The organism is Amycolatopsis sp. AA4 (assembly GCF_002796545.1).
Classification (GTDB): Bacteria; Actinomycetota; Actinomycetes; order Mycobacteriales; family Pseudonocardiaceae; genus Amycolatopsis.
Genome location: NZ_CP024894.1, coordinates 8314539 through 8340291, shown reverse-complemented (window position 1 = coordinate 8340291; position 25753 = coordinate 8314539). Strand labels below are relative to the sequence as shown.

25 protein-coding genes are annotated in these 25753 nt (G+C 69.1%); 8 read left to right on the top strand and 17 right to left on the bottom strand.

Features of this window, described 5'->3' with window-relative positions:
• Nucleotides 1-94: 94 nt before the first annotated feature.
• Nucleotides 95-853 carry a MerR family transcriptional regulator gene (locus CU254_RS38655; RefSeq protein ID WP_009085135.1) on the bottom strand — a complete coding sequence of 253 codons (759 nt, stop codon included), beginning with the start codon at nucleotides 851-853 and terminating at the stop codon, nucleotides 95-97.
• A gap of 186 nt (nucleotides 854-1039) precedes the next feature.
• Here CU254_RS38655 and CU254_RS38650 point away from each other — a divergent pair, with 186 nt between their 5' ends.
• Nucleotides 1040-1546 (top strand): DoxX family protein, encoded by a 507-nt coding sequence (locus CU254_RS38650; RefSeq protein WP_009085133.1) that lies wholly within the window; start codon nucleotides 1040-1042, stop codon nucleotides 1544-1546.
• Between the two features lie 71 nt (nucleotides 1547-1617).
• On the opposite strand, the gene CU254_RS38645 is transcribed toward CU254_RS38650, so the two are convergent.
• Nucleotides 1618-2907 carry an acetyl-CoA C-acetyltransferase gene (locus CU254_RS38645; protein ID WP_009085132.1) on the bottom strand — a complete coding sequence of 430 codons (1290 nt, stop codon included), beginning with the start codon at nucleotides 2905-2907 and terminating at the stop codon, nucleotides 1618-1620.
• Nucleotides 2908-3002: 95 nt separating this feature from the next.
• Here CU254_RS38645 and CU254_RS38640 point away from each other — a divergent pair, with 95 nt between their 5' ends.
• Nucleotides 3003-4337, top strand: coding sequence for a 3-oxoacyl-ACP reductase (locus tag CU254_RS38640; RefSeq protein ID WP_037716257.1), 1335 nt, complete (start codon nucleotides 3003-3005; stop codon nucleotides 4335-4337).
• Between the two features lie 3 nt (nucleotides 4338-4340).
• The gene (locus CU254_RS38635) at nucleotides 4341-5180 is read left to right on the top strand and encodes a MaoC/PaaZ C-terminal domain-containing protein (RefSeq protein ID WP_009085128.1); all 840 of its coding nucleotides are present in this window, start codon (nucleotides 4341-4343) and stop codon (nucleotides 5178-5180) included.
• On the opposite strand, the gene CU254_RS38630 is transcribed toward CU254_RS38635, so the two are convergent.
• On the bottom strand, nucleotides 5169-5828 hold the full coding sequence (locus CU254_RS38630; RefSeq protein WP_009085126.1) for a TetR/AcrR family transcriptional regulator: 660 nt from the start codon (nucleotides 5826-5828) through the stop codon (nucleotides 5169-5171). The two genes, CU254_RS38635 and CU254_RS38630, sit on opposite strands and share 12 nt — an antisense overlap.
• A gap of 120 nt (nucleotides 5829-5948) precedes the next feature.
• Here CU254_RS38630 and CU254_RS38625 point away from each other — a divergent pair, with 120 nt between their 5' ends.
• Complete coding sequence (locus CU254_RS38625) at nucleotides 5949-6593, top strand: SCP2 sterol-binding domain-containing protein (RefSeq protein WP_037716255.1); 645 nt, start codon at nucleotides 5949-5951, stop codon at nucleotides 6591-6593.
• A 30-nt stretch (nucleotides 6594-6623) separates the two neighbouring features.
• A complete protein-coding gene (locus CU254_RS38620) occupies nucleotides 6624-7202 on the top strand; it encodes an SCP2 sterol-binding domain-containing protein (RefSeq protein WP_199786107.1) in 579 nt (192 codons plus the stop codon).
• Here CU254_RS38620 and CU254_RS38615 read toward each other — a convergent pair.
• From CU254_RS38615 to pdhA, 10 genes are all read right to left on the bottom strand, one after another.
• On the bottom strand, nucleotides 7199-8314 hold the full coding sequence (locus CU254_RS38615; RefSeq protein WP_009085120.1) for a DNA cytosine methyltransferase: 1116 nt from the start codon (nucleotides 8312-8314) through the stop codon (nucleotides 7199-7201). The two genes, CU254_RS38620 and CU254_RS38615, sit on opposite strands and share 4 nt — an antisense overlap.
• A 10-nt stretch (nucleotides 8315-8324) precedes the next feature.
• Complete coding sequence (locus CU254_RS38610; RefSeq protein WP_009085117.1) at nucleotides 8325-8753, bottom strand: very short patch repair endonuclease; 429 nt, start codon at nucleotides 8751-8753, stop codon at nucleotides 8325-8327.
• 12 nt (nucleotides 8754-8765) lie between these two features.
• Nucleotides 8766-9233, bottom strand: a complete 468-nt coding sequence (locus CU254_RS38605) for an FxsA family protein (RefSeq protein ID WP_009085115.1) — start codon at nucleotides 9231-9233, stop codon at nucleotides 8766-8768.
• Between the two features lie 108 nt (nucleotides 9234-9341).
• Nucleotides 9342-10526, bottom strand: coding sequence for a hypothetical protein (locus CU254_RS38600; protein WP_037716250.1), 1185 nt, complete (start codon nucleotides 10524-10526; stop codon nucleotides 9342-9344).
• The gene (locus CU254_RS38595) at nucleotides 10523-11107 is read right to left on the bottom strand and encodes an ATP-binding cassette domain-containing protein (protein WP_037718661.1); all 585 of its coding nucleotides are present in this window, start codon (nucleotides 11105-11107) and stop codon (nucleotides 10523-10525) included. The genes CU254_RS38600 and CU254_RS38595 overlap by 4 nt, the downstream gene beginning before the upstream one ends.
• Nucleotides 11108-11138: 31 nt before the next feature.
• The gene (locus CU254_RS38590) at nucleotides 11139-13073 is read right to left on the bottom strand and encodes an ABC transporter ATP-binding protein (RefSeq protein ID WP_086025030.1); all 1935 of its coding nucleotides are present in this window, start codon (nucleotides 13071-13073) and stop codon (nucleotides 11139-11141) included.
• 20 nt (nucleotides 13074-13093) lie between these two features.
• Nucleotides 13094-13666: a TetR/AcrR family transcriptional regulator gene (locus tag CU254_RS38585; RefSeq protein ID WP_037716248.1), complete on the bottom strand. Its 573-nt coding sequence runs from the start codon at nucleotides 13664-13666 to the stop codon at nucleotides 13094-13096.
• A 106-nt stretch (nucleotides 13667-13772) separates the two neighbouring features.
• Nucleotides 13773-15164 carry a dihydrolipoamide acetyltransferase family protein gene (locus CU254_RS38580; RefSeq protein ID WP_009085107.1) on the bottom strand — a complete coding sequence of 464 codons (1392 nt, stop codon included), beginning with the start codon at nucleotides 15162-15164 and terminating at the stop codon, nucleotides 13773-13775.
• Nucleotides 15165-15180: 16 nt separating this feature from the next.
• Nucleotides 15181-16173, bottom strand: a complete 993-nt coding sequence (locus tag CU254_RS38575) for an alpha-ketoacid dehydrogenase subunit beta (RefSeq protein ID WP_009085104.1) — start codon at nucleotides 16171-16173, stop codon at nucleotides 15181-15183.
• Nucleotides 16173-17378: a pyruvate dehydrogenase (acetyl-transferring) E1 component subunit alpha gene (gene pdhA / locus CU254_RS38570; RefSeq protein WP_009085102.1), complete on the bottom strand. Its 1206-nt coding sequence runs from the start codon at nucleotides 17376-17378 to the stop codon at nucleotides 16173-16175. Before pdhA ends, CU254_RS38575 begins: the two co-directional genes overlap by 1 nt.
• A 361-nt stretch (nucleotides 17379-17739) precedes the next feature.
• Here pdhA and CU254_RS38565 point away from each other — a divergent pair, with 361 nt between their 5' ends.
• Nucleotides 17740-19161, top strand: coding sequence for a M20/M25/M40 family metallo-hydrolase (locus CU254_RS38565; RefSeq protein WP_009085100.1), 1422 nt, complete (start codon nucleotides 17740-17742; stop codon nucleotides 19159-19161).
• Between the two features lie 55 nt (nucleotides 19162-19216).
• Here the strand turns inward: CU254_RS38565 and CU254_RS38560 are convergent, their stop codons facing one another.
• Nucleotides 19217-20230, bottom strand: a complete 1014-nt coding sequence (locus tag CU254_RS38560) for an ABC transporter substrate-binding protein (protein WP_009085098.1) — start codon at nucleotides 20228-20230, stop codon at nucleotides 19217-19219.
• A gap of 62 nt (nucleotides 20231-20292) precedes the next feature.
• Between CU254_RS38560 and CU254_RS38555 the strand changes: the two genes are divergently transcribed.
• The gene (locus CU254_RS38555; protein WP_037716245.1) at nucleotides 20293-21309 is read left to right on the top strand and encodes an iron ABC transporter permease; all 1017 of its coding nucleotides are present in this window, start codon (nucleotides 20293-20295) and stop codon (nucleotides 21307-21309) included.
• Nucleotides 21306-22286 (top strand): iron chelate uptake ABC transporter family permease subunit, encoded by a 981-nt coding sequence (locus CU254_RS38550; protein WP_037716243.1) that lies wholly within the window; start codon nucleotides 21306-21308, stop codon nucleotides 22284-22286. The genes CU254_RS38555 and CU254_RS38550 overlap by 4 nt, the downstream gene beginning before the upstream one ends.
• Here CU254_RS38550 and CU254_RS38545 read toward each other — a convergent pair whose 3' ends face one another.
• Genes CU254_RS38545 through CU254_RS38535 form a run of 3 tightly spaced genes read right to left on the bottom strand, consistent with a single transcriptional unit; the run spans nucleotide 22287 to nucleotide 25751 of the window.
• On the bottom strand, nucleotides 22287-23129 hold the full coding sequence (locus CU254_RS38545) for a transglutaminase family protein (RefSeq protein WP_009085093.1): 843 nt from the start codon (nucleotides 23127-23129) through the stop codon (nucleotides 22287-22289).
• Nucleotides 23126-24073 carry an alpha-E domain-containing protein gene (locus CU254_RS38540; RefSeq protein ID WP_009085091.1) on the bottom strand — a complete coding sequence of 316 codons (948 nt, stop codon included), beginning with the start codon at nucleotides 24071-24073 and terminating at the stop codon, nucleotides 23126-23128. Before CU254_RS38540 ends, CU254_RS38545 begins: the two co-directional genes overlap by 4 nt.
• Nucleotides 24074-24089: 16 nt before the next feature.
• Nucleotides 24090-25751, bottom strand: a complete 1662-nt coding sequence (locus CU254_RS38535; RefSeq protein WP_009085089.1) for a circularly permuted type 2 ATP-grasp protein — start codon at nucleotides 25749-25751, stop codon at nucleotides 24090-24092.
• Between the last annotated feature and the right edge of the window lie 2 nt (nucleotides 25752-25753).

The following is a 25753-nucleotide window of genomic DNA, read 5'->3' as shown; positions in this document are numbered from 1 at the left end:
TTTGCCCATAGATGCCTAGCGCGTGTTGCCTAGAAGGATGGCCGGGTCTGCAGCCCCGTCCATCCTTACCCCCAGCGCCCACTCTGACGGAGCGTCAGTCCGTCAGGTTCCGCTCCGCGTAGATCTTCATCGCGTCGCGGATGTACTCGGCCGTGCCGGGGCCGTGCTTCTCGTCGTACGAGCCGTACCGCGGATCGTCGACATACAGCTGTCCGAGACCGGCGAAGTACCCCTTCGAGACGGTCCCGGCGGCCGGGCGCAGCCAGTCGTGCAGCCGCGCGGTGATCGCCTGGGTCTCGTCCGAACCAGCGTCGCGGCCGTCCTTGCGGGCAGCTCCGAACGCCGCCGAGATGTCCAGCTGTTCCTGCTGGAAAGCCTTCTTCTCGTCCTCGGACAGCGACCGCCACCACCGGTCGCCCTTGCGGTAGGCGTCGGCGCCCCAGCGCTGGGTGACCTCTTCCCGGTACTGGGTGTGGTCGAATCCGTCGAACATTTCCTCTGCCATCAGTTGCTCACCTCCCTTCAGTTTCCGGAGCGTGGTCCGCACGGAGTCGATCTGCCGTCCGATCCGCCGCTGCTCTTGCCGCAGCAGCGCCAGGTGCGTTTCGAGCGCCGCGACCCCGTCGCGTTGTCCGTCGAGCACCTCGGCGATCGCGGGCAGCCCCAGTCCCAGGTCGCGCAGCAGCAGGATCCGCTGCAACCGGACGAGTGCGTTCTCGTCGTAGTAGCGGTAGCCGTTGCTGCCGATCCGCGTCGGCGGCAGGAGCCCGACGGCGTCGTAATGCCGCAGGGTCCGGCTCGTCGTGCCCGCGGACCGGGCGATGTCCTGGATCGACCATTCCGTCCTGACCACGGCTTCGACGGTAAAGGTTGACGCAGCGGCAAGGTCAAGCCCGCGAGCCGCTAGATCTGTCTAGGGGAATCTAGGAATAGAGCAATATTCGACTAGGTATCGCTAGCCTCGGTTCGGCGGGGAGCGGGGCGGGCAATCCCGGTTGTAGGTTCTTGTTCAGGGATTCCAGACCAGAGAGGCGAGACCGTGATACTGCGCCGGGTGGCACGTCCACTGCTCGCGTCGATCTTCGTGTTGGGCGGCATCGGTGCCCTGCGTGACACCCAAGGCCACGCGAAGGCGGCCGAACCGTTCCTCACCGAGACCTTCGACAAGGTCGAGGGCCTGGTTCCGGACCAGGTCCCCCGTGATCCGGCCACGCTGGTGCGGATCGACGCGGCGGTCAAGATCGGGGCCGGGCTCGCGTTGGCGAGCGGCAAGGCTCCTCGGCTGGCGGCGGTCGCCCTGCTCGGCTCGCTGGTGCCGACGACGCTGGCCGCGCACCGGTTCTGGCAGCTGAGCGATCCGGGCGAGAAGCAGGCTCAGCAGATCCAGTTCTTCAAAAACGCGTCGCTGGCCGGCGGCCTGCTGCTGGCCGCGAGCGACACGGCGGGCAAGCCGTCGCTGGGCTGGCGGGCCCGGCGCGCGGCGAAGAAGGCGGGCAAGCGCGCCGACAAACTGGCCAAGCGCGCGGAGAAGTCGCTCACCGACTGACGCGGCTCAACGTCCGTGAAGGACTCCTTGAGGGAATCTGATTCCCTCAAGGAGTCCTTCACGGACTTCGGCTACTTCTCGAGAATCGCGGTGACGCCCTGGCCGCCCGCCGCGCAGATGGAGATCAGGCCGCGGCCGGAACCCTTTTCGTTCAGCAGTTTCGCGAGGGTCGCGACGATCCGGCCGCCGGTCGCGGCGAACGGGTGCCCGGCCGCCAGCGACGAACCGTTCACGTTCAGCTTGCTGCGGTCGATCGAGCCGAGCGGCGCGTCGAGGCCGAGCTTCTCCTTGGCGAACGCCGGGTCCTCCCACGCCTTGAGCGTGGCGAGCACCTGCGACGCGAACGCCTCGTGGATCTCGTAGAAGTCGAAGTCCTGCAGCGTCAATCCGGCGCGCTCGAGCATCCGCGGCACCGCGTACGCCGGGGCCATCAGCAGGCCCTCGTCGCCGTGCACGTAGTCGACCGCGGCGGTCTGGGTGAACGTCAGGTACGCCAGCACGGGCAGCTTGTGCGCCTTCGCCCACTGCTCGGTGGCGAGCAGGACGGTGGACGCGCCGTCGGTCAGCGGCGTCGAGTTGCCCGCCGTCATGGTCCCGTCCGGACCGCCGTAGACCGGCTTGAGCTTGGCGAGCTTTTCGACCGACGAGTCCGGGCGGAGGTTCTGGTCGCGGGCGAGCTTGAGGTACGGCGTGACCAGGTCGTCGAAGAAGCCGCGGTCGTAGGCGGCGGCGAGGTTGCGGTGGCTGGCCGCGGCAAGTTCGTCCTGGGCCTCGCGGGTGATGTCCCAGACCTTCGCGGTGAGCGCGGCGTGCTCCCCCATCGACAGCCCGGTGCGCGGTTCGGCGTTGCGCGGGATCTCCGGCACGATGTGGCCCGGGCGGATCTTCGCGACCAGCTTCAGCCGGTCGGCGAGCGTCTTCGCCGCGTTGAGCTGCACGAGGATCTGCCGCAGCTGGGGGTTCACGGCCAGCGGGGCGTCACTCGTCGTGTCGACGCCGCCGGCGATCGCCGAATCGATATCCCCGAGCGCGATCTTGTGGGCGACGTTGATGACTGCCTGCAATCCGGTGCCGCACGCCATCTGGACGTCCGCGGCCGGGGTCGCGGGCGAGAGCTTGCTGCCCAGCACGCTCTCGCGGGCGAGGTTGAAGTCCTTGGAGTGCTTGAGCACCGCGCCGGCGGCGACCTCGCCGATCACCTCGCCCTGCAGCGAGAACCGGCTGACCAGACCGTCCAGCGCGGCGGTGAACATGTCCTGGTTGGAGGCCCGGGAGTACGGGCCGTTCGACCGAGCGAAGGGGATCCGGTTCCCGCCGACGATCGCGACCTTGCGCACCGCCGGGGTTTTCCTGGTCGCCATGCCGTCCACCTCTCTGGAGTCGTGCCTTTCACACTGTAACCTACTAGCGAGTAGGTTAGACTGCGACGTGACGCAGACTGCACGGGAGGCACGTGATGGCGGACAGGTACCAGCAGTTCACGAAAACCCCGCTGGGGAAGTTCGTGGTGCCGAAGCTCGGCCTGCCCAACCCCGCGACGTTGCGCCGGTACCGTCCCGGCCAGCCCGCACTCGAGGGTCCCGCACTTCTCGGCGCCGCGCCGGGCGGACGGCTGGAGAAGACCGTCCGGGCGCAGCTCACCGAGGCGGGCATCGAGGTGCTCAGCGCGCCCGCCGACCGGCACGCGGCGCTGGTCTTCGACGCCACCGGCGTGACGGACCCGGGACAGCTGCGTGAGGTCTACCGGTTCTTCCACCCGGTGATCCGCAAGGTGGGGCCGTCGGGCCGGGTGGTCGTGCTCGGCACGCCGCCGGAGCTGGCCGAGGGCCGCGAGCGGATCGCGCAGCGCGCGCTGGAAGGGTTCGTCCGCTCGGTCGGCAAGGAACTCAAGCGCGGCGCGACGGCGCAGCTGGTGTACGTCGCCGAGGGCGCGGAGGACGCGGCCGAGTCGACGCTGCGGTTCCTGCTGTCGGCGAAATCGGCGTTCGTGGACGGACAGGTCATCCGCGTCGGCACCCACGCGAAGACCGCGCCCACTCCGGAGAACTGGGAAAAGCCGCTGGACGGCAAGGTCGCGCTGGTCACCGGCGCGTCGCGGGGCATCGGCGAGGCGATCGCCGAAACGCTCGCCCGCGACGGCGCGCACGTGATCGCGCTGGACATCCCCGCGCAGGGCGGCGATCTGTCCACTGTGGCCAATCGAATCGGCGGCTCGGCGCTGCAGCTGGACATCACCGCCGCGGACGCGCCCGCCAAGCTCGCCGAGTACCTGACTGAGCGGCACGGCGGCGTCGACATCGTGGTGCACAACGCCGGGATTACCCGCGACAAGACGCTCGGCAACATGACCGAGGGCGGCTGGGATTCGGTGATCGCGGTGAATCTCGCCGCGCAGCTCGCGGTGAACGACAAGCTGCTCGGCGACAAGATCCTCCGCGAGAACGGCCGGATCATCGGGGTTTCCTCGATCGCCGGCATCGCGGGCAACGTCGGCCAGACGAACTACGCCACGTCGAAGGCGGGCGTGATCGGCATGGTGAACGTCGGCGCGCCGCAGCTCGCGGAGTACGGCGGCACGATCAACGCGGTCGCTCCCGGGTTCATCGAGACCAAGATGACCGCCGCGGTACCGCTGTTCATCCGCGAGGCCGGACGGCGGCTGTCGAGCCTCGGCCAGGGCGGGCTGCCGGTGGACGTCGCGGAAACCATTGCCTGGTATGCCAATCCGGCGTCGGCCGCGGTCAACGGGAACCTGGTCCGCGTGTGCGGCCAGGCGCTGCTGGGGGCGTGAGGGATGGCCGTCCGTGAAGTGACGAGCGCGCCGAGCCTGGCGACGCTGTACCCGAAGGCCCTGCTGCGTCGCGGCGGCGGCTCGACCCTCCCTAGTACGGAGTTGGTGCGTCCGGAGGTCGTCGTGGACCCGGCGCACGTCGCGGCCTACAACGAAGTCTGCGGATTCCGGTTTTCCGACGAGCTGCCGGTGACGTATCCGCACATGCTGGTCTTCGGACTGCAGATGGCGTTGATGACCGAACCGGGTTTCCCGTTCCCGCTGCTGGGTTTGGTGCACGTCGAGAACCGGATCACGCAGCACCGTCCGCTGCTGCTGGGCGAGACGTTCCGGGTCAGCGTGCGCGCGGAAAACCTGCGCCCGCACGAAAAAGGCAGCCAGTTCGACATGGTGAGCGAGGTCCATTCCGGCGCGGACACCGTGTGGAGCGAGGTGTCGACTTATCTCCGCCGCACCGGCTCGGGTTCCGGCTCCGGGGGTCCGCGGGCGCAGCTGACGCCGCCGACGCCGTCCGCGCTGTGGCACGTCCCGAGCGACATCGGCCGCCGCTACGCCGAGGTTTCCGGCGACCGCAACCCGATCCACCTGCACCCGCTGACCGCGCGCCTGTTCGGCTTCCCGCAGGCGATCGCGCACGGCATGTGGACGAAGGCGCACGCACTGGCGTCCTTCGAGGGCCGGCTGCCGGACGCGTTCAGCGTGGCGGTGCGGTTCAAGCAGCCGGTGCTGCTGCCCGGGCGCGCGGCTTTCACGACGTGGCAGACCGACGACGGATGGGCCTTCGAACTGTGGCACGCGCGGAAGCCGAAACCGCACCTGGACGGGGTGGTCTCAGCCCTCTGAGGGCTTCCAGACCTGCCCCTCGACGAGGTCGTTGAACCCCAGCCACACCAGGTTCATCAGCCACGACGCGAGCACGCCGTCGGAGATCTCCGGATGGTCCAGTGCCCAGTCGGCCAGCGATTCCGCCGCGCCGACCAGCGCCGCGGCCAGGCCGGGTCCGGAGAACTCCGTCTGCTCGCCGAGGCCCTTCCGGGTGCCCGCGGCCACCACGAGCGCCGCGACCAGTTCGATCGCGCGCGTGCGCATCGCGGTGATCTCCGCCGCGAATCCGCCGCCGACCGTCAACGCCTGGCGGTGCAGCACGGTCCAGGACTCGCGGTACTCGGCGACGAAGCGGTAGAACGAGCGCAGGCCGTGCCACAGCTGCATGTCCGGCGGCAGATCGGGCTGCACGCCGGCCTGGATGGCTTCCAGCAGCCGGGTCGCCTCGCGCTGGATGCTCTTGCCGAAGAGGTCTTCCTTCGAGCCGAGGTAGGTGTAGATCATCGGCTTGGAGACGCCCGCGACCTCGGAGATCTCGTCCATCGACGCCGAGTGGTAGCCGTGTTGGGAAAACACCCGCACCGCGGCGTCCAGGATCTGGCGTTCACGGACCGCCCTCGGGAGCCGTCTCGCTCGCTCTGGTGGGCGCTGATCTTCGTCGGACACGCTGCTCTTTCCTCCCTCTCGCTGGCACGGACGGTACCCGTCCCCAGGTCGGCGGCGTTGCTTGCCGCGCTACCTACTCACCGGTAGCCTTACGTCGGAAAGTTCCGGAAGGGGTGGAAGATGGCCGACAACCCGGAGGCGACCAGCTCTGACCTGGCCGGCCTGCGCGGGGTCGCGCTGCTGGACGCGCTGGACCGCACCGAAGCCGTCGACGCGAGCGCGCTCGACGTCAACGCGGCGGCGGACGCCATCGACCCCCGCGAACTGGGCCGCTCGGACATGAACCGGCTGCTGAAGGCGCTGGTCCGGCTGTCGGAGCAGGTGCCGGCGTTCTCGCTGGACAAGGTCGACCCGACGAAGTTCGCCACGCTGGTCGCGCGCGCGTCGCGGGCGCAGCTGGAGGCCGTGGTCGCCGAACGTCCGCTGCGCGAGCGGGTGCTGGACGAGATCTTCGCGCGCATGGGAGCGCACATCCGTGCGAAGTCACTGCGCGCGGTCGTGCACTGGCGGCTGTCCGGCGGTACCGGCGAGGGCGGCTACGACCGCTACGAGACGGTGCTTTCCGACGGAACCTGCACGGTGTCCCGCGAAATGCGCGAGAAACCCCGCGTGACGATTACGCTTTCGCCCGTGGACTTCTTCCGCATCATCACCCACCAGGCCACGCCCGCGGTCCTGTTCGTCACCGGGAAACTCAAGGTCAAGGGCGACCTCGCCTTCGCAGCCGGGCTGGTCGGCCACTTCGACCTGCCCCGACCGGCCTGAGCCGCTCCGGTGTCCCGCTGGCGCTCGCGCATGCGTGCCGCGCACTCCCCCGGTGAGCACGCGGTGAACGGTTTCGCCCGCACTCTCGAGGTGGGCAAACTGACCCCGGAGCAGTTCGTGCAGGTCCTGGAGACGCTGCACATGCTCGGCACGGCCGGAGCCGGCATCGACATCGGCTCGCTGACCACGCAATCCTTGGTGGACGTCGTCGCGGCGGCCTCGCGGGAGCAGCTGAAAGGCATCGCCGACCACGACGAACTGCGCGCGGTCTTCCTGGACGAGATCTTCCGCCGCATGTCGGAACACTTCCGCCCGGACCGAGCCCGGCACGTGGACGTCGTGGTCTCCTGGCGCTTCCCCGCCGGCGACGATTTCGACCGCTACCAAACGGTCATCGAGGACGGCCTGTGCGTGTCGAGCACCGACCTGGCCCGCACCCCGGACACGACGATCACCGTGGCGGTCGAGGACTTCATCCGCATGGCAACCGGCAACGCGGCGGTAGCGGCGATGTTCGTGACGGGGAAAGTCAAGGTCAAGGGAGAGTACGCGCCGGCGGTGCGGTTGTCGGGGTATTTCGACATTCCCAAGCCGACTGGGGCGGACTAGCCCGCGGCTTCGAGGCTCATTTCCCCCCGCGCCAACGGCATCAGGTAATTCTCCGACAGCCACTGAACCACCGGCACGCACACCGCGTCCCCGAAGCCGAACAAGGCCTGGTTGTTCCGCAGGCCATCCAGCGCATAAGTCCCCGCACCCATCAGCCGCGCGTACTCGCGGGGCGTCATCCAGCGGACCCGCACTGAGCCGCGGCCTGCCTGTACTACGGCCTGTTTCGACGACCCGCCGCGCGCGGTGCGCAGGCAGCCGGAGATGTCGTCGGGGCGGACTTCCCACACTGGCTTTCCGTTTCGGGTGCGGCGGTAGGCCGTCCGGTACACCAGCTTCTTTCCCGCTCGGAGCTGCGTCAGCCGTTCCAGTTGCAGCGGCGAGAGCGACCCGATGAACGCCTCGGCACGCGGCCCCGTCCACCAGCGCTCGTCGTCGGCGGAGAGGCGTTCGACGGCCGCGGACAGGCCGGTGACCAGCAGCGGCGGAGGCGCGGGCAAGGCAGCGCGATGTGTCCGCAGGGAAGGGTCCAGCGCGAGCCAGGAGGGGCGGAGCGGAGAGGGCGCGGGCGAGTCCGATGGCGGGTTTTGCGCGCCGACGATGAACAACCGCGGCCGCGACTGCGGGACGAACCGCCGGGCGTCCAGGGTCAGGACGTCGGCGGAGTAGCCGAGGCGGTTGAGTTCGCGGATCGCCGCGCGGAGGTCGTCGCCGCCGTGGCTTGTGGCCAGGCCGACGACGTTTTCCAGCGCTACTACCGGCGGACGGTCGGGACCCAGTTCGTCGAGGATGCGGGTGAATTCCCAGAACGTCGACGAGTGCGAGCCCGCCAGGCCGCGGCGCCAGCCGGCCAGCGAGAGGTCGGTGCAGGGGAAAGACGCCCAGGCCAGGCTGAGGCCAGCGGGCAGATCGGCCCCGCGCAGGGCGGCGACATCGCCCAGGACGTACTCGTGCGCGCCCTGGTCGTTGAAGTGCGCCTCGTACATGGCCTGCTTCGCCGGTTCGATGTCGTTGGACCACGCGACGTCGAACCCGGCCGGTTCGAGGCCTAGGCGCACGAGACCGATGCCGGCGAAAAACTCCGCGGCGGTGGGCTGACCCGGTAGAGGCATGGCGCCAACATTAATGGGGACGGCGTTCCTCGACGGTCTCGATCACCCGCGTCGCGGCGACGTCGGTCGCCTCGTGTTCCCAGATTCGCACCGACAGCCAGCCCGCTTCGAGCAGCAGCGCGTCGGTATTCGCGTCTCGGCGGCGGTTGGTTTCGATCTTGGTCCGCCAATAATCGGCATTGTTCTTCGGCCAGGTTCCGTGTTCGGGGCAGCCGTGCCAGAAGCAGCCGTCCACGAAAACCGCGACTCGCGCGGGGCCGAACACCAGATCAGCCTCGCGGCGGACGCCTTTCACCGGACGTCGGTGCACTCGGTAGCGGTACCCGGCGGCGTGCAGGATCTTGCGCAGCGCCATTTCGATCCCGGTGTTGCGGGACTTCTGTTTGCTCATGCGGGCGCTCACCGCGGAAGTCGTTACCAGCCGCTCCACGCGAGTCATTGTGGCAAAGGCTCAGCCCTCGACGATCCGGCCTTCGATCACCGGGTGATTCTTCGCCGGCCGCGGCTCCTCCGCGACGACCTCGCTGTCCACGACCATCACCGGACCGCGACGCTGGTTGGCGTACCGGATGGCGCGCTTCTCCGCGCGGCGCAACCACAACCGCCGAGCGATCGAGCGGGTCGGCGGCAACAGGAACAGCAGGCCGAGCACGTCGCTGACGAAGCCGGGGACCATGATCAGCACGCCGCCGAGCGCGACGAGCATGCCGTCGGTCAGCTCCTTCTCCGGATTGCGGCCGGACTGCGCGGTGGCCATGAAGGCACGCATCGCCTTGCCGCCCTCGCGGCGCGCGAGCCACGAGCCCACGAACGCGCCCGCGATCAGCAGACCGATCGTGCCGAGCACACCGACGACCGAGCCGACCGCCCAGATGGCGGCGACTTCAGCGATGACGTAGAGCAGGAACACGACAGCCATACCAGGTGAACGAACGAGTGCCGGGTTTTGCTCCCGGACGGGAAAAAGGCCAGGTCAGAGGCTTCGCTGGAACGCGGTCGGCCGCTTCCGTGGCGGAGGAGCCGACGATCAGAGCGGGACAAAGCTCGCCGCGATCAACCCCAGCACCAGCAGGTCCGGGCCTCGGACCAGTTGCCGCACCAGGCCAGCCGGGATCAGGACGCCCTCGTACAGCACCATCCCCATCGAACTGAAGTCGAGCGGGCCGCGGGTCACCGAGCGCACGGCCGCGAGCGCGGCGAGCAGGACGGCTACCACTGCGCTGAGCGACGCCGGAATGCCCAGCAGCAGGACCACACCCGCCCAGAGCAGGGCTAGCAGGCACAGGAAAGCGCAGGTCACGGCATGCAGCCGCAGGTTCGACGCGTCCAGCCAGCGGCGCAGTCCGGGCACTCGATGCAGTTGCGCGACCGGCGCGGTGAACGGGAGCAGCGCCAGATAACCGCCGACGCCGAGTAGCCACACTGACGTCACGGCGGGGAACGTCGCGTGCGTCGCGAGCACGGCGAGTGCCAGGAAGACCGGGAGGCCGAGCGTGTACCGGCGCGCGAGAGTCCCCGTCACTACATAGCGGGTGACGATGAAGCGGCCGGCGAGCGCGTTGCGCCACGGGACTGGGCGTCCGGCCGGGAGCAGGGCCCAGACGTCCAGGAAGGCGGCGGACGTCCGACGCACCATGCGTTCGGTGTAGTGCCGGATCAACGTGTCTCGGGAAACCGTGTGCGGCAGCGGCGAAGACCAGGCCAGGGCCATCACCGCGAGACCGGCCGCGAGCGCGTAGGTCCACAGTGGAATGACCGGTGCCAGCGCGAGGGTAAGCGGGGCAAGGGATTCGCCGGGAAACGGACGGCGGCGGCCCATCGCCAGCGCCAGTGCCGCGACGGTCACGAAAAGCGCCAGAGGACTGGCTAGCGAGCTGGGGAAACCGATGAGCATCCCGGACACCGCGAAGAAATAAGCCGCCACACCGAACCGGGCGGCCCAGTCCAGGACCAGCCGCCGGGTGAGTGCGGCGGGGCGTTGGCCGTCGAAATCGTCCCAGGTCAGCGTGGCCGGATGAGCCCAGACGTACCCGCGTCGCAGCGTCGCCCGCCAGGCCAGGGCGAGTCCGGTGCACAGCACGAGCACGCTGCCGAGCGCGCCCACCGGTGCGTCCCCGACCAGTTGGCTGCGCACCAGTTCGGTGTGGTAGAACGGCGATCCCAGCAGTCCGGCCGCGATGACCAGCGCCAGGACCAGGTCCGGGCGTTTCACAGGTCCACCACGTAGTCCGCGACCTCGTCCGCGAGCGGCGGGTGATGGCTCGCTACGACTACCGCCGCGCCGCGTCCCGTGCTGGTGCGGACCAGGGTGGACAGCCACGCCCGGCCCTCGGCGTCCAGGGCGCGTTCCGGTTCGTCCAGCAGCAGCACCTCGTGCGGACGCGCGACCGCGGCGTGCAGCAGGAGCCGCCGTCGTTGTCCGGCGGAGAGCTCCGCCGCGGGCACGTCGGGAGCCGGAATCGGACCCTCGGTCAGTTCGCCGCCGAAGGAATTGCGCAGCAGGTCGAGATGCTGGCGCGGCGTGAGTTCGTCGAAGAGCGCCGAATCGTCGAATAGCACCGAAACGCGGCGGCGGAAAGCGGTGGACCGCTCGTCCGGCGGCCCGCCGCACACGGACACGGAACCGGACGTCGGAGCCTGGTTCCCGTAGAGACACCGCAGCAACGTCGATTTGCCCGCCCCGTTGGCACCGCGGACGACCAGGCATTCGCCGGCGTCGACGGCCAGGTCGAGACCGCTGAACAGCGCTGTCTCGCCCGCGGTGATCCCCAGGTCTTGAGTGGTGATGAGCACGAACCCCCCTCGGCTGATCACCCCAAGGTAGTCACTTCAAGTACGCCTCCGCTTGCAGCGTGAACAATTCCGCGTACCCGCCGCCGGCCGCCATCAGCGCTTCGTGCGTGCCGTATTCCGCGACCTTCCCGTGGTCCAGCAGCAGAATCCGCTCGGCTTGGCGGACCGTCGAGAACCGGTGCGAGATGTACAGCGTCGTCCGCCCGCGCGACAACGTGTGCAGCCGGTCGAACAGGTCGTGCTCGGCTTGGGCGTCCAGTGCCGACGTCGGCTCGTCCAGGATCAGGATCGGAGCCTCGCGCTGGAAAGCCCTGGCCAGCGCGATTTTCTGCCATTCCCCGCCGGACAGCGACACGCCCTGGTCGAACCACCGGCCGAGCGGGCTGTCGTACCCGGTCGGCAGCCGGGCGATGCGCTCGTCGGCTCCGGCGCGGCGGGCCGAGTCCTCGATGTGCTCGCGATCGGTGAGCCGGTTCAGGTCGCCGAGGCCGATGTTCTCCGCCGCGGTGCCCTGGTAGGTCACGTAATCCTGGAACATCGCGCTGATCTTGGTGCGCAGGTCGACCGGGTCGTACTCGCGGATGTCCACGCCGTCCAGCAGGATCCGGCCCGCGGTCGGGTCGTAGAGCCGGCACAACAGCTTGAACAGCGTCGACTTGCCCGCGCCATTGCGGCCTACCACGGCGACGGTTTCGCCAGGACGGATCTCGAAACTCACCCCGTGCAGCGCCGGTTCGTCCGCGCCTGGGTAACTGAAGCTCACCGACTCGAACTGGATGTGTCCTTCCACAGTGGACGGAAGCGGCCGGGGTTTCGCGGGAGCGGTGATTTCCGGTTTGGTGTCGAGGAATCGGTACAGCGTGTCCAGGTAGAGATTGTTCTCGTACATCCCGGAAAACGCGGTGAACAAGCCCGTCACCGAGCTTTGCACGGACGTCGCGGCGGCGGTGTACAACGCCAGATCGCCCAGGGTAAGCCGGCCGCCGACTGCTTCCAGCGCGATGTACAACGCGATCGCCGAGCCGACGAGCGTGCTCAGCAGTCCCCACGACGTCGAGCTGACATTCCGTTTCACCGTCAGCTTCCGCTGCCGTTCGTAAGCAACCACGCCGAGTTTCCGGAACCGGTCCACGAAGTACGGGCCGAGGCCGAAGAGCTTGGTCTCCTTGGCATACGTGTCCGTAGTGACCAAAGAGGACAGATAGTCCATCCGCCGTTTGATCGGCGACATCAGGAACGTGAGCCAGAACGCCCGCGAACCGTACTTCGACTGCGAGATGAACGCCGGGATCGGGGCCAGCAAAGCGACCAGCGCGAGCAGCGGGCTGATCGACACCAGCAGGGCGATCATGCTGGCGAAGGTGATCAACGTCCGGATCAGGCCGAGCGCCGAGGTCATCATCGACAACGGACGCGTCGGCGCCTCCTGCGCGGCCTGGCGCAGCATGTCGTACGACGCCGAACCCTCGAAGTACGCCAGGTGCAGATCGCTCGCGTGCTGCATGACCCGGTGCCGGATGGTCAGCGTCATCCGTTCCTGCAGCAGGGATTGCGCGATCGTGGTGAGCGCGCTGCTGATCGCGGTCGCCGCCAGCACGCCGAACTGGAACACCGTGATGCGCACGATGTCCGCGGTCGACCCGCGATGCTGGATCGCCGCGACCACCGAGTCCAGCAGGATTTTCGCGATGTACGCGGTGACCGTCGGCAGCAGGCCGGACGCCAGCGTGATCACCGCGAGCACGATCGTCAGCGCCGGGCTCGCCTGCCAGGTCAGTTTCGCGACTTTCGGCAGGCCGCGCACGGTGCCCGCCACCGAGGTGCGCATCCGGGACAGCCGGGCACGCAGGCCTTTCGGCTGTTCCGGCTGCTCCGGTTCCGGGATGTCGACCGGCCCGGTGAGACCGCTGTCCGGCACGGATTGCGCCATCCGGCGGCGACCGCGGCGGCCGAGGGCCATCTCGATTCCGCCCCCACCGCCCGGGATCACGCCAGCACCGAACCGTGCAGGAAGACGTCGATGACCTCGTCAGTAGTCGGGGCGCCCGGCATCGGGCGGGATTGCGTGAACAGCAGGGCCAGGAACAGTGAAGCGGCTTTGTCGACCGGCAGCCGCAACCGGGCGGCGTCCGGCACGAACAGTTCCCGCACCGCGCGCTGCATCGCTTCGAGCGATTCGCGGCGGCTGTCTCCGGTCACCGACTTGCGGTTGCGCGCCTCCTCCGCGTCCGCGCGCGTCCGCCCCTTCATCGTCGCGGCCATCACCGCGCCCATCCGCTGCAGATGCGCGTTCATCGCCTCGGCGGCCTCCGCCAGCCGCTTCTCCAACGGCAGCTCCGCCGGGATCTCCCCGATCATCTCCAGCGCCTCCGCCGGGTCGAGCGCGGCTTCCACGCACGCGGCGAACAGTTCGTCCTTGTCCTGGAAAACCCGGAAGATGGTGCCCTCGCCGATCCCGGCGGCACGGGCGATCTGCGCGGTCGTGACCCCGCGGCCGTGCTCGACGACCAGCGGGAGCACCGCGCGGACGATCATCCGCCGCCGATCGTCCGGCGCCATCCCGGGCGCTCGTTTTCTCGTCTCCATGCGTGCCACGGTACGGAGTGAGTGCTCACTCCGTCAACGGGATAAAGCGAAGGGGCCGTGCGCGCACGGCCCCTTCGGCTCAGTACGTGATCGCGACCGCCGGATCGGCGAGCAGCGCGCCGACGTCGGCGAGGAACTCCGACCCCTGCTGTCCGTCGACCACCCGGTGGTCGAAGCTCAGCGACAGCTGCATCACCTTGCGCACCTTGATCTCGCCGTCGACCACCCACGGGGTGTCGCGGATCGCCCCGACGGCCAGGATCGCCGATTCGCCCGGGTTGATGATCGGCGTGCCGGTGTCGACGCCGAACACGCCGACGTTGGTGATCGTGAACGTGCCGCCCAGCATCGCCGCCGGCGTCGTCTTGCCCTCGCGCGCGACGTCGGTCAGCTCGGTGAGCGCGACCGCGAGTTCCTTGAGCGACAAGGAATCCGCGTCCCGGATCTTCGGCACGACGAGACCGCGCGGGGTCGCCGCCGCGATGCCGAGGTGCACGTAGTCCTTGTAGACGATCTCCTGCGCGGCCTCGTCCCACACCGCGTTGACGTCCGGCGTGCGCTTCGCCGCGAGGCACACGGCCTTCGCCGCGAACGCCAGCGGAGTGAGCTTGACGCCGCTGAATTCGCGCGACTTCTTGAGCTTCTCGCGCAGTTCCATCATCGGCGTGACGTCGACGGTGAGGAACTCCGTGACGTGCGGAGCGGTGTACGCGCTCTGCACCATCGCGGCCGCGGTCGCCTTGCGGACGCCCTTGATCGGCACGCGCCGCTCGCGGGTGGCCGGGTCGTAGCCGGACTCCACAGTGGACACAGTGGACACTGCGGGAGCCGCGGAACCATTGGCGGCTCGGTGCACGTCCTCGCGGGTGATCACGCCGCCGTCCGCGCTGCCGGTGAGCGAGTGCAGGTCGACGCCGAGATCCTTGGCCAGCTTGCGAACCGGCGGTTTGGCCAGCGGGACGTAACCGCCGCGCGGTGCCGCTGATCCGGCCGGTGCCGCTGGGGCCGGGGGTTGCCCCAATGTGGCATTGGGTGCATGCGACGCACCCAATGTGGCGTTCGGTGCATCTGACGCACCCAATGCCACATTGGGGTGCTTTCGAGCCCGGCGGGTGGTCCCGGCCGCCTTGGAGCCGTAGCCGACCAGCGGCTTCATCTCCTCCTCGGCGGGAGCGGACTCCGCGGCAGCGGGGGCGGCGGCGGGAGCGGGCGAGGCTTTCCCGTCCGGATCCACGTCCACGGTCAGGATCGGCGTCCCGACCTCCACCGTCTGCCCCGGTTCCACGTGCAGCTCGGTAACCACGCCGGCCCACGGGATCGGCAGCTCGACGGCGGCCTTCGCGGTCTCGACCTCGACCACGATCTGGTTGACCGTCACCGTGTCGCCCGGCTTCACGCGCCAGGCGAGGATGTCGGCCTCGGTGAGCCCCTCCGCCGTGTCCGACAAGGGAAACTGTTTGTACTCGGGCATTTCTGGGAGAACCCCCTTACCAGGCGAGAGATCGGTCGACAGCGTGCAGGACCCGGTCGAGGTCGGGGAGGTAATGCTCCTCGAGCTTCGCAGGCGGGTACGGCGTGTCGAATCCGGTCACGCGCAGGACGGGGGACTCCAGGGAGTAGAAGCATTCCTGCTGGACCCGGGCGGCGATCTCCGAGGTCAGCGAGGATTCCGACGGCGCTTCGCTGACCGCGATGAGCCGTCCGGTCTTGCGCACCGACTCGAAAACCGGTCCGAGGTCGAGCGGCGAAAGCGTGCGCAAGTCGATGACTTCCAGCGACTTGCCCTCGGCCTCGGCGGCCGTGGCGGCGTCGAGCGCCACCTTCACCGAAGGACCGTACGCGACCACTGTGGCGTCCGTGCCCGCGCGCACGACCTGCGACGCGAACACGCGCGACGGCGCGGTCGAGGTGTCGACCTCCATCTTCAGCGCGCCCGAGTGGTACAGCTTCTTGGGCTCGAAGAAGAGGATCGGGTCGTCCGAGCGGATCGCTTCCTGGATGCCCCAGTAGGCGTCCACGGCGTTCGAAATCGACACCACCTTGAGTCCGGCGATGTGCGAGAACAGCGATTCCGGCGATTCCGAGTGGTGCTCCACCGCGCCGATCCCGCCGCCGAACGGCACCCGGATCACGACGGGCATCTTGACCTTGCCCTGCGTGCGGTAGTGCAGTTTCGCCAGCTGCGAGGAGATCTGGTCGAAGCCGGGGAAAATGAACCCTTCGAACTGGATCTCGCACACCGGCCGGAATCCGCGCACAGCCAAGCCGACCGCGGTGCCGATGATGCCCGATTCGGCCAGCGGCGTGTCCAGCACGCGCTGCTCGCCGAAGTCCTTCTGCAGTCCGTCGGTGATCCGGAAGACGCCGCCGAGCTTGCCGACGTCCTCCCCCATGATCAGGACCGTGGGGTCCTCCTCCATCGCGCGACGGAGACCGAGGTTGAGCGCCTTGCCGATCGTGAGCTTCTGCAAGTCAGTCATCAGTGCTCACCCGCCGCGGCGAAACCGTCGAGATAGGACAGATACTCCTCGCGCTGCGCTTCCAGCACCGGCGAAGGTTCGGCGTAGACCTGGGAAAACACCCGGTCCGGCGGCGGCTCCGGCATGTTGAACGTGTAGTCGCGCAGCTCGGCGGCGAACTGGTCCGCCTCGGCCTGGACGCTGTCGAAGAACGCCTGGTCCGCGTGCCCATTGCGAGCCAGGAACGCCCGCACGCGCTCGATCGGGTCCTTGAGCTTCCACTCCTCCAGCTCGTCCGAGAGCCGGTAGCGGGTGGGGTCGTCGGTGGTGGTGTGCGCGTCCATCCGGTAGGTGAACGCCTCGATCAGCACCGGGCCGTTGCCGTGCCGGCATTCGTCCAGCGCCCACCGGGTGACGGCGAGGCAGGCGAGGACGTCGTTGCCGTCCACGCGGATGCCGGGGAAGCCGTAACCGCGGGCGCGCTGGTAGAGCGGCAGCCGCGACTGGCGTTCGGTCGGCTCGGATATCGCCCACTGGTTGTTCTGGCAGAAGAAGACCAGCGGCGCGTCGTACACCGCGGCCCAGACGAAACCTTCGTGCACGTCGCCCTGCGAAGTCGCGCCGTCACCGAAGTAGCAGATGGTGGCTTCGCCGCCCTCGTCCCCGACTTTGCCTTCGAACTTCTGGCCCATCGCGTAACCAGCGGCGTTGAGCACCTGGTTGCCGATCACGATGGTGTACGGGTGGAACCGGTGGGCCTGGTAGTCCCAGCCGCTGTGGTCGGTGCACCGGAAAATCCCGATCAGCTCGCGCATGTCGACGCCGCGCGTGTACGCGACGCCGTGCTCGCGGTAGCTCGGGAACGCCATGTCCCGCGGCTGCAGCGCGCGCCCGGACCCGACTTGCGCGGCTTCCTGGCCGAGCAGCGGCACCCAGATGCCCAGCTGCCCCTGGCGCTGCATCGCGTTGGCCTCGCGGTCCGCGCGGCGCACCAGCACCATGTCGCGGTAGAGGTTCTTCAGCGTTTCGTCGTCGACGTCCTCGACGTAGCGGTCGAACCGCTCGGACGGGACGCGCTGGCCCTCGGGGGTGAGCAGCTGAGTCAGCTCAGCGCCACCTTCGCTTGTCGCTCGCAAACCGGCGATCACCTGTTCGGGGGAAGGCTGGGCCGCTACGGCGGCCGGCCCGTCTCCAGGTTCCGGGTGCGTCCACTGTTCGGACGGCATGAGCAGTTCTCCTCGGTGTCGGCGCCTCTGACGGCCGCTTGTGGCGGCCACAGCGACTGCACCGGCGGGGACCGGCGCCTCGGGTCCGAGGCACCCCGGTCACCGTCGGCGTTGACGGTTCGTGGCCACATCCTGGCACGAGAATTGCTCCGATGGAGAGCGGCAGTTGCTGATTTGTTGCTGAGAAAACCGCGCTGAACAGGGAAAACGTTTGGAAGCCCGAGTATGGGAGAGGCGATGGTCGGGCGGCCATCCCGCGTCCTACCAGCCCTCGCGGGCGACTGTCCCGGCCGGAACCGGGAGAGGTGCGCACGACGTTCACTCGGCCCGGTGACGTCGGTCACCGTGGCAAGATGGCGGCGTGGAGCAAAAATCCGTACGCGAATCCGTGGTCTCGACGTGGATCAACGACGTCACGCCGAGCCTGTCCGGTCTGATCGCGATCCCCGCGCTGTCCCCGGCGTTCGACGCGGACTGGGCGTCGACCGGGCATCTCGCCGCCGCCGTCCAGCACGTCAAGAGCTACCTCGAAGGGCGCGACCTGCCGGGCGCGCGGATCGAGGTCGTCGAGCTGGACGGCCGTTCCCCGCTGTTGTTCGTCGACGTTCCGGCCACCCCGGGCGCGACGGACAAGGGCACTGTCCTGATGTATGGCCACCTCGACAAACAGCCTCCGGTCGGCGGCTGGTCCGAGGGCCTCGACCCGTGGACGCCGGTGATCCGCGACGGCCGCCTGTACGGCCGCGGTTCGGTGGACGACGGCTACTCGGGGTACGCGGCCAGTGCCGCGGTGGAAGCGGTGCACGCGGCCGGCGGCGAGCACGCGCGAATCGCGCTGCTGCTGGAAACCGGCGAGGAATCCGGCAGCCCGGACCTGCCCGCGTACCTGGAGCACCTGAGCGCGCGGCTCGGCGAAGTCAGCCTCGTCGTGTGCCTCGACGCGGGCGGCATGGACTACGAGCGGCTGTGGCTCACCACCAGCCTGCGCGGCATGGTGCACCTGACGGTCACCGTCCAGCTGCTCGCCACCGCGCAGCATTCCGGGCTGGCCAGCGGGGTTGTCGCCAGCTCGTTCCGCGTGCTGCGGCAGTTGCTGGAGCGGATCGAGAACGCGGAAACCGGCGAGATCAAGCTGTCCGAGCTGAACGTCGAGGTGCCGGCCAGCCGCCGCGCCGAGATCGAGGCGGTCGCGGAGGTGGCCCCGGAGGCGCTGCGCACCGCGTTCCCGTTGGTGAGCGGCGGAAAGACGGTGTCCGAGGACGCGCTTGAGCTGCTGCTGAACAACTACTGGCGGCCGACGCTGTCGATCATCGGCGGCGAAGGACTTCCGAAGCCCGCCGAAGCAGGCAACGTACTGCGGCAGAGCACCACGCTCACGCTCAGCTTCCGCCTGCCGCCGACCGCGGTCGCGGAAGACGCGCTGGCGGCGATCAAGCGGGCGCTGACCACGGATGTTCCGTACGGCGCGAAGGTCACCATCGCCGAGGACCAGCAGGCGGAGAACGGCTGGAACGCGCCGGAGGAAGCCGCGTGGCTGACCGACGCGCTGCGCCGGGTCGACGACGAGGTGTTCGGCCGTCCGCACCGCGCCGCGGGCATGGGCGGGTCGATCCCGTTCATGGGCCTGCTCGGCGAGAAGTACCCGGAGGCGCAGTTCCTGGTCACCGGCGCGTGCGGCGCGGATTCGAACATCCACGTGCCGGACGAGTGGCTGAACCTGGACTACGCCCAGCAGGTCACCGAAGCGGTGGCGCACCTGCTGGACGCGCACGCCCGCAGCTGACCTTCCCTCGTGAATGCCTGCGCCGGGGAGAACCGGCGCAGGCACTCACGAGGCCTCACGCAAGTTTGCCCAGCGCGTCGGCGACCCGGGTCTGCTCGGGCGCGAACCGCTGGTACGAGAACGGCGTCTCGTTGTTCCACGGGATCAGCTTGCCCGCCTTCACCGCGGGCAGCTGCTGCCAGGTCGGGACGCCGCCGAGCCCGTCCGGGCCGAGCGACAGCGAACCGCCGCGCGAGTCGTACATGATCACGTCGGCCGAGTATTTGCCGACGTTCTCCCAGCTGACCTGCTCGTAGTAGCCGCCCTGGCTCTCGTCGGGCTTCTCGGGCAGGACGAACTGCATCCCCTTCTCCTGGTAGTGCTTCGAGGTCGCGAACTTCGAAGGGTTGGCCACGTACACGGTGTCCTTCTGCGCGGACAGCAGCACGACCTTGAGCCCGGCCGTCTTCTTGACCGCCTCGGCGAACTTGGCGTCCGCGGCTTCGTACTTTTCCTTCGCCTGCTGGATTTCCGGCGTCGCGACGTTCGCGCCGAGCGCCTTCGCCAGCGCCTCGAACTTCGCGATCCCTTGCGGCATCGCGATGTCCTGCAGTCCGATGCCGACACTCGGCGCGGCCTTGTCGACCTTGTCCGCCAAGGTGTCCGGCACGTACCACATCTGCTGCTTCAGATACATCACGCTGACCAGCAGCTGCGGGTTCAGCGACACGAACTTGTCGAAGTTGAACTCGTTCCAGACGTTGCCCAGCGAGGTCACCGACTTCAGGTCGACGCCGCCCGCCTGCGGATCGGTTTTGCCGTCCGGCAGTCGCGACGGTCCGAAGATGCCCACCGATTTCACGCCGAAGTCCCACAGCGCGGCCGCGGCGGTCACCTGCGCGACGATCCGTTGTGGACGCGCGCCTTCGAGCTTGCGGCCGCGGTCGTCGGTGAACGACCAGGTCGCGCCGCCGTCGGCGGCGGGCTGGTCGTCTTTGTACCCGCAGGCGCTCAGTAGGCCGAGCGTGCCCGCGGCGGCGGTGCCGGCGAGAAAACCGCGGCGGGACAGCCGCGCCGGGGAGAGGGTCATCGGAACTCCGGAGGATCGGGTGCGGTACTGCCTGAGGTTAGCCTTGCCTTAGGGTGAACGCCATGGTCCTGCTTGGGGAGCGCGTCACATCCCGGCGCTGGGGCGTCCGCGCGACAGTCCTGGTCGCGGCGCTCGTCGCCCTCGTCGCCGTGGTGGTGCTGTCCATCGCCTTCGGCTCCAACCGATTGCCGCTCGGCAGCGTCTGGCACGCACTGTTCTCCTACCGCGGGACCTTCGAAGACGTGGTGATCCGCGACGACCGGCTGCCGCGGACGTTGCTCGGCCTGGCCGTCGGCGTCGGACTCGGCCTGGCTGGCGCGCTGCTGCAGGCGATCACGCGCAACCCGGTCGCCGACCCCGGCCTGCTCGGCATCAACCACGGCGCGGCGGTCGCGATCGTCCTGGGCGGCGCGGTGTTCTCGGTGTCTTCGCCGCAACAGCTGGTGTGGTTCGCGTTCTTCGGCGCGCTCGCCGGAACGGTCCTGGTCACGGTGATCGGCGGTTCGGTGAGCCCGCTGCGGCTGGTGCTCGCGGGCGTCGCGGTACAGGCCGTGTTCGTCGGGATCAACCAGGGCATGCAGATGATCAACACGCACAGCCTCGACCAGATGCGGTACTGGCTCGTCGGCTCGCTGGTCAACCGGAACCTCGACAGCCTCGCCGGACTGCTGCCGTTCTTCCTGATCGCGGTGGTGCTCGCGGGCGTGCTCGCCCGGCCGCTCAACGCGGTCGCGCTCGGCGACGACAGCGCGCGCGGCCTCGGCGCGAACCCGGCGCTGACCCGCGCGGTCGGCATGATCGCCGTCGGCTTGCTCTCGGCGACCGCGACCGCGGCGTGTGGGCCGATCGCGTTTGTCGGGCTGATGATCCCGCACGTCGTGCGCGCGCTGGTCGGCCAGGACGAACGATGGGTGCTGCCGTTGTCCGCACTGCTCGGACCGGTGTTGCTGCTCGGCTGCGACGTGCTCGGCCGGTTGCTCGGCGGCAACGGCGAAATCCAGGTGGGCCTGATGACGGACGTGATCGGCGGCGTCGCCTTCGTGATCGTGGCGCGGCGGTTGAAGGCGGTGCGGCGATGAGGACGTGGGTGGTCGTCGGACTGCTGACGCTGGTCGCGGCAGCGCTGCTGGTGCTCGCCGTGGGCACCGGTGACTACGAGATGTCGCCGGCCGAAGTCCTGCGGACGCTCGCCGGATCCGGCACGAAGGCGCAGTACCTGGTGGTCACCGGCCGCCTGCCGCGCGCGTTGGTCGCGATCTTCGTCGGCGCCGCGCTCGCGCTGGCGGGCACGGTTTTCCAGACGGTGACCCGGAATCCGCTCGGCAGCCCGGACATCATCGGCTTCACCACCGGCTCGGCGACCGGCGGGATCATGATGATCCTGCTGTTCGGCGCGGGCCCCGGCTTGGTCTCGGTCGGCGCCGTCGCGGGCGGTTTGCTCACCGCGCTGCTGGTCACCGCGCTGTGCGCCCCGCACGGTCTGCTCAGTTCCCGGCTGGTGCTGCTGGGCATCGCAGTGAGCGCGGTGCTGGCCGGGGTGAACGGATACCTGCTGGTGCAAGCGAAACTCGAAGCGGCGGCCCAGGCGGTCGGCTGGCTGACCGGCGACCTGGCGGGCCGCGACTGGAACTACTTCCTCCCGCTGTGCCTGGCCGTTCTGGTGCTCGCGCCGTTCCTCTTCGTGCACCAGCCCGCCCTGCGAATGCTGGAAATGGGCGACGACGCCGCGGTCGCGGTCGGGGTCGCCGTGCCGCGAGTGCGCGCGGTGGTCCTGCTGGCCGCGGTCGCGCTGGCCGCTTCCGCGACCGCTGCGGCTGGGCCGATTCCGTTCGTCGCCCTTGCCGCACCGCAACTCGCCCGCCGCCTGACCCGTCGCCCCGGCCCGAACCTGCTCGCCTCCGCGGCGATGGGAGCGGTGCTGGTACTGGCGGCGGACTTCGTGGGCCAGCGGGTTTTGGACGCTTCACTGCTGCCGGTGGGCGTGGTCGCGGCCGCGCTGGGCGGAGGGTATCTGTTGTGGCTGCTGGCGGTTTCCCGTCGGCGGCAGACCGCGTGACTACGCCATCCGCGTCAGTTCCACCGAAACGTCCAAAGTAGACTGACTGGCCCCGGTAAAAATCCCCTTCAACGGAGCCACATCCGCGTAATCGCGCCCAGTCGCGACCCACACGTGCCGCGGGCCGACCGGGATCGCGTTCGTCGGGTCGTGCGCCCACCAGCCGCCGGTCCACACGTCGACCCAGGCGTGGCTTTCGCCCTCCACCTTCTCGCCGAGTTTGGCCTCCGGTTTGGTGTGCAGGTACCCCGAGCAGTACCGCGCCGGGATGCCGATCGCCCGCAGCATCACCAGCGTGACGTGCGCGAAGTCCTGGCACACGCCCTCGCGCGCCCGCCACGCGTCGGTCGCCGTGCTGTGTACGCCAGTGGTCCCGGGCTGGTATTTCAACTGCTCGTTCACCCAGCCGCAGATCGCGAGCACCGCGTCCGCCGGGTCCAGTCCCTTGCGCAGCGCGCGGGCCTGTTTGGACAGTTCCTGGTCGTTCGGCGTATACGGGGTCGGCGTCAAAAACTCCGTGCGCTGATCGCGGACGGTCTCGCTCTGCAGGTCTTTCCACGTCGCCGAACGCACCGGTTCCGCCTCGTCCGCGGTCTCCACCACGGAAGTCGCGAGCACGGTGAACTCGGTGTGCGGCGCGTGCAAGTCGAACGACGTGACCTCGGTGCCCCAGTAATCGGTGTAGCGATAGGCGCGGGTGGCCGGGGAGGTTTCGATGCGGGTGGCCAGCGCGGTCTGCCGCCGGTCCGAACGCGGGGTGAGCCGGGCTTCGTTGTACGACTGGGTGGCCGGCGTCGCGTACCGGTAGCCGGTCCGGTGCGTCACCCGCAATTGCCAGGTCACAGGGACACCTCCGCACCGCTCCACGCCACCCACGGCGACGTGTGGAAGTACTGAATGGACACTGCTTCCCCGACTTCCTTGATCGCTTCCTGCAGTCCGCGCAGCCGCCGCGGCAGGTCGTCCAGCAGCGCCGCGGGATGGAGGAATTCCAGCTCGCTCCGGGCGCGCCCGAGCAGCCGGACGGCCTCGGACTTTTCGTTGCCCCGGGCGTTGATTCCCGGATCGAGCTGGCGTAAACAATCCTCCGCCTGGCGCAGCGCGTGGAAAACGGAACGCGGGAACAGCGTGTCCCGGAGCAGGAATTGCACCACGCGCGCCGCGTCGAGTGCGCCGCGGTTCGTGCGCAGGTAAGTGTCCTGCGCGCCCGCCGAGCGAAGCACGGTCATCCACCCCGGCGACGAAGCGCGGTCGGAAACTCGCGAAAGCAGCAGCCGCACCACCATGTCGGCGCGTTCGACCGATCGGCCGAGCACGAGGAACAGCCAGCCGTCGTCGCGGCTCATCGTGGAATCGGCGAGCCCGGCGAACATCGCCGCTCGTTCCTCCACAAAGGACAGAAACGCGTGCGGTCCGGCGCGGCGGGCGTACCGTTGCCGGTCCGGCACCGCGTTCCAGGTCGCGTTCAGGCATTCCCACAGTTCGGTCGAGACGACCTCGCGCGCGCCGCGGGTGTTCTCGCGCGCGGAGTTGATCGAGCCGACGATGGACGACGGGTTGTCCTTCGCGTAGGCGACCAGTTCGGTCAGTTTCCACACGTCGAGCGCGTCGCCCGCGTCGAACGGGATGCCGAGCACGGCGAGCAGCTGACGGCTGACGTGGTCCGGATCGACGCTCGCGTCTTCCAGCAGCTGGTGCACCGAGACGTTGAGGATGCGGGAGGTGTCGTCGGCGCGTTCGACGTAACGGCCGATCCAGTACAGCGACTCCGCGTTGCGGGCCAGCATCATGGATTTCCCTCCCTCAGCTCTGCTGTTGCTGTTGTTGCTGCTGCGACGTGGACAGCTCCGGCCCCTGCTCCGCGGCCACTCCGTCCACAACGGACACATCGCCGAGCGCGGGCCGGTCGAGTTCCTGTTCCGACGTCGAGGACCGCGACGCGAGCACCCAGGTGTCCTTCGACCCGCCGCCCTGCGACGAGTTCACCACGAGACTGCCCTCGGGCAGCGCGACCCGGGTGAGCCCGCCGGGCAGCACGAAGATCTCCTTGCCGTCGTTGACCGCGAACGGCCGCAGGTCGACGTGCCGCGGCGCGAGCCGGTCGTCCACCTTGGACGGCACGGTCGACAGCTGCACCACCGGCTGCGCGATCCAGCCGCGCCGGTTCGCGCGCACCTTGCGGCGCAACGCGTCCAGCTCCTTTTTGGACGCTTCCGGCCCGAAGACGATGCCGTATCCGCCGGAGCCCTCGACCGGTTTGATCACCAATTCGTCGGCGTGCTGCATGACGTGGTCGAACTCGTCGGGCAGCCAGCAGCGGAAGGTGTCCACATTGGGCAGAATGGGTTTTTCGTTCAGGTAATAGCGCACCATTTCCGGCACGTAGGTGTAGACGAGCTTGTCGTCGCCGACGCCGTTGCCGACCGCGTTCGCCACCACCACGTTGCCCGCGCGCGCCGCGTTGAGGATGCCGGCGACGCCGAGCACCGAGTCCGGCCGGTGGTGCACCGGGTCGAGGAAATCGTCGTCGATCCGCCGGTAGATCACGTCGACCTGGCGTTCGCCCTCGGTGGTGCGCAGGTAGACCACGTTGTCGCGGCAGAACATGTCGCGGCCCTCGACCAGCTCCACGCCCATCAGCCGGGCGAGCAGCGAATGCTCGAAGTAGGCCGAGTTGTAGACGCCCGGGGTGAGCACGACGACCATCGGATCGGCGACGTTCGGGGCGGCCGCCGCTCGCAGTGCGCGAAGCAGATGTGACGCGTAGTCACCGACCGGCCGGACCCGGTGTCGCGCGAACAGGTCGGGGAACACGCGCGCCATCGTGCGCCGGTTCTCCATCACGTAGGACACGCCGGACGGGTTGCGGAGATTGTCCTCCAGCACCCGAAAAGTGCCCTCCTCGTCGCGCACGAGGTCCACGCCGGACACGTGGATCCGCACGCCGTTGGGCGGTTTGATCCCGTATGCCTCGCGGTGGAAGTGCTCGCACGAGGTGATCAGCCGGCGCGGGAGCACGCCGTCGCGCAGGATCTGCCGGTCGCCGTAGACGTCGGCGAGGAACGCCTCCAGCGCCCGGACACGCTGTGTCACGCCGCGTTCGAGCCGGGACCATTCGGTCGCCTGGAGGACGCGGGGCACGAGGTCGAGCGGAAACGGCCGCTCCTGGCCGGAAAGCGAGAAGGTGATCCCCTGGTCCACCATCGCCCGGTCAAGGGCCTGCGAGCGGTTGGTGAGGTCGCTGGCGTCGAGCGCGGCGATCGAGCCGTACAGCGCTCGGTACGGCGCGCGGACCGTGCCGTCGGGCGCGAACATCTCGTCGTACGCGCCAGCGTGCGGCCGCTCCGGGGCGAGGTAGCCGTCGAACTGCGCGCCGGGCCGGGCCGCGCGGCGGCCTTTCACCGTTCGCGCACGTCGTCCGGCTGGCGGCAGCCGGGGACCGGGGTTGCTGTTCATGGGGGACATCC

What these genes read in the sequence shown, in the direction of transcription:
- CU254_RS38645 (WP_009085132.1), bottom strand. Translation starts at nt 2,907, where the DNA reads ATGGCGACCAGGAAAACCCCGGCGGTGCGCAAGGTCGCGATCGTCGGC.
- CU254_RS38640 (WP_037716257.1), top strand. Translation starts at nt 3,003, where the DNA reads ATGGCGGACAGGTACCAGCAGTTCACGAAAACCCCGCTGGGGAAGTTC.
- CU254_RS38635 (WP_009085128.1), top strand. Translation starts at nt 4,341, where the DNA reads ATGGCCGTCCGTGAAGTGACGAGCGCGCCGAGCCTGGCGACGCTGTAC.
- CU254_RS38625 (WP_037716255.1), top strand. Translation starts at nt 5,949, where the DNA reads ATGGCCGACAACCCGGAGGCGACCAGCTCTGACCTGGCCGGCCTGCGC.
- CU254_RS38620 (WP_199786107.1), top strand. Translation starts at nt 6,624, where the DNA reads ATGCGTGCCGCGCACTCCCCCGGTGAGCACGCGGTGAACGGTTTCGCC.
- CU254_RS38615 (WP_009085120.1), bottom strand. Translation starts at nt 8,314, where the DNA reads ATGCCTCTACCGGGTCAGCCCACCGCCGCGGAGTTTTTCGCCGGCATC.
- CU254_RS38610 (WP_009085117.1), bottom strand. Translation starts at nt 8,753, where the DNA reads ATGACTCGCGTGGAGCGGCTGGTAACGACTTCCGCGGTGAGCGCCCGC.
- CU254_RS38605 (WP_009085115.1), bottom strand. Translation starts at nt 9,233, where the DNA reads ATGGCTGTCGTGTTCCTGCTCTACGTCATCGCTGAAGTCGCCGCCATC.
- CU254_RS38585 (WP_037716248.1), bottom strand. Translation starts at nt 13,666, where the DNA reads ATGGCGCCGGACGATCGGCGGCGGATGATCGTCCGCGCGGTGCTCCCG.
- CU254_RS38580 (WP_009085107.1), bottom strand. Translation starts at nt 15,164, where the DNA reads ATGCCCGAGTACAAACAGTTTCCCTTGTCGGACACGGCGGAGGGGCTC.
- CU254_RS38575 (WP_009085104.1), bottom strand. Translation starts at nt 16,173, where the DNA reads ATGACTGACTTGCAGAAGCTCACGATCGGCAAGGCGCTCAACCTCGGT.
- pdhA (WP_009085102.1), bottom strand. Translation starts at nt 17,378, where the DNA reads ATGCCGTCCGAACAGTGGACGCACCCGGAACCTGGAGACGGGCCGGCC.
- CU254_RS38560 (WP_009085098.1), bottom strand. Translation starts at nt 20,230, where the DNA reads ATGACCCTCTCCCCGGCGCGGCTGTCCCGCCGCGGTTTTCTCGCCGGC.
- CU254_RS38555 (WP_037716245.1), top strand. Translation starts at nt 20,293, where the DNA reads ATGGTCCTGCTTGGGGAGCGCGTCACATCCCGGCGCTGGGGCGTCCGC.
- CU254_RS38550 (WP_037716243.1), top strand. Translation starts at nt 21,306, where the DNA reads ATGAGGACGTGGGTGGTCGTCGGACTGCTGACGCTGGTCGCGGCAGCG.
- CU254_RS38540 (WP_009085091.1), bottom strand. Translation starts at nt 24,073, where the DNA reads ATGCTGGCCCGCAACGCGGAGTCGCTGTACTGGATCGGCCGTTACGTC.
- CU254_RS38535 (WP_009085089.1), bottom strand. Translation starts at nt 25,751, where the DNA reads ATGTCCCCCATGAACAGCAACCCCGGTCCCCGGCTGCCGCCAGCCGGA.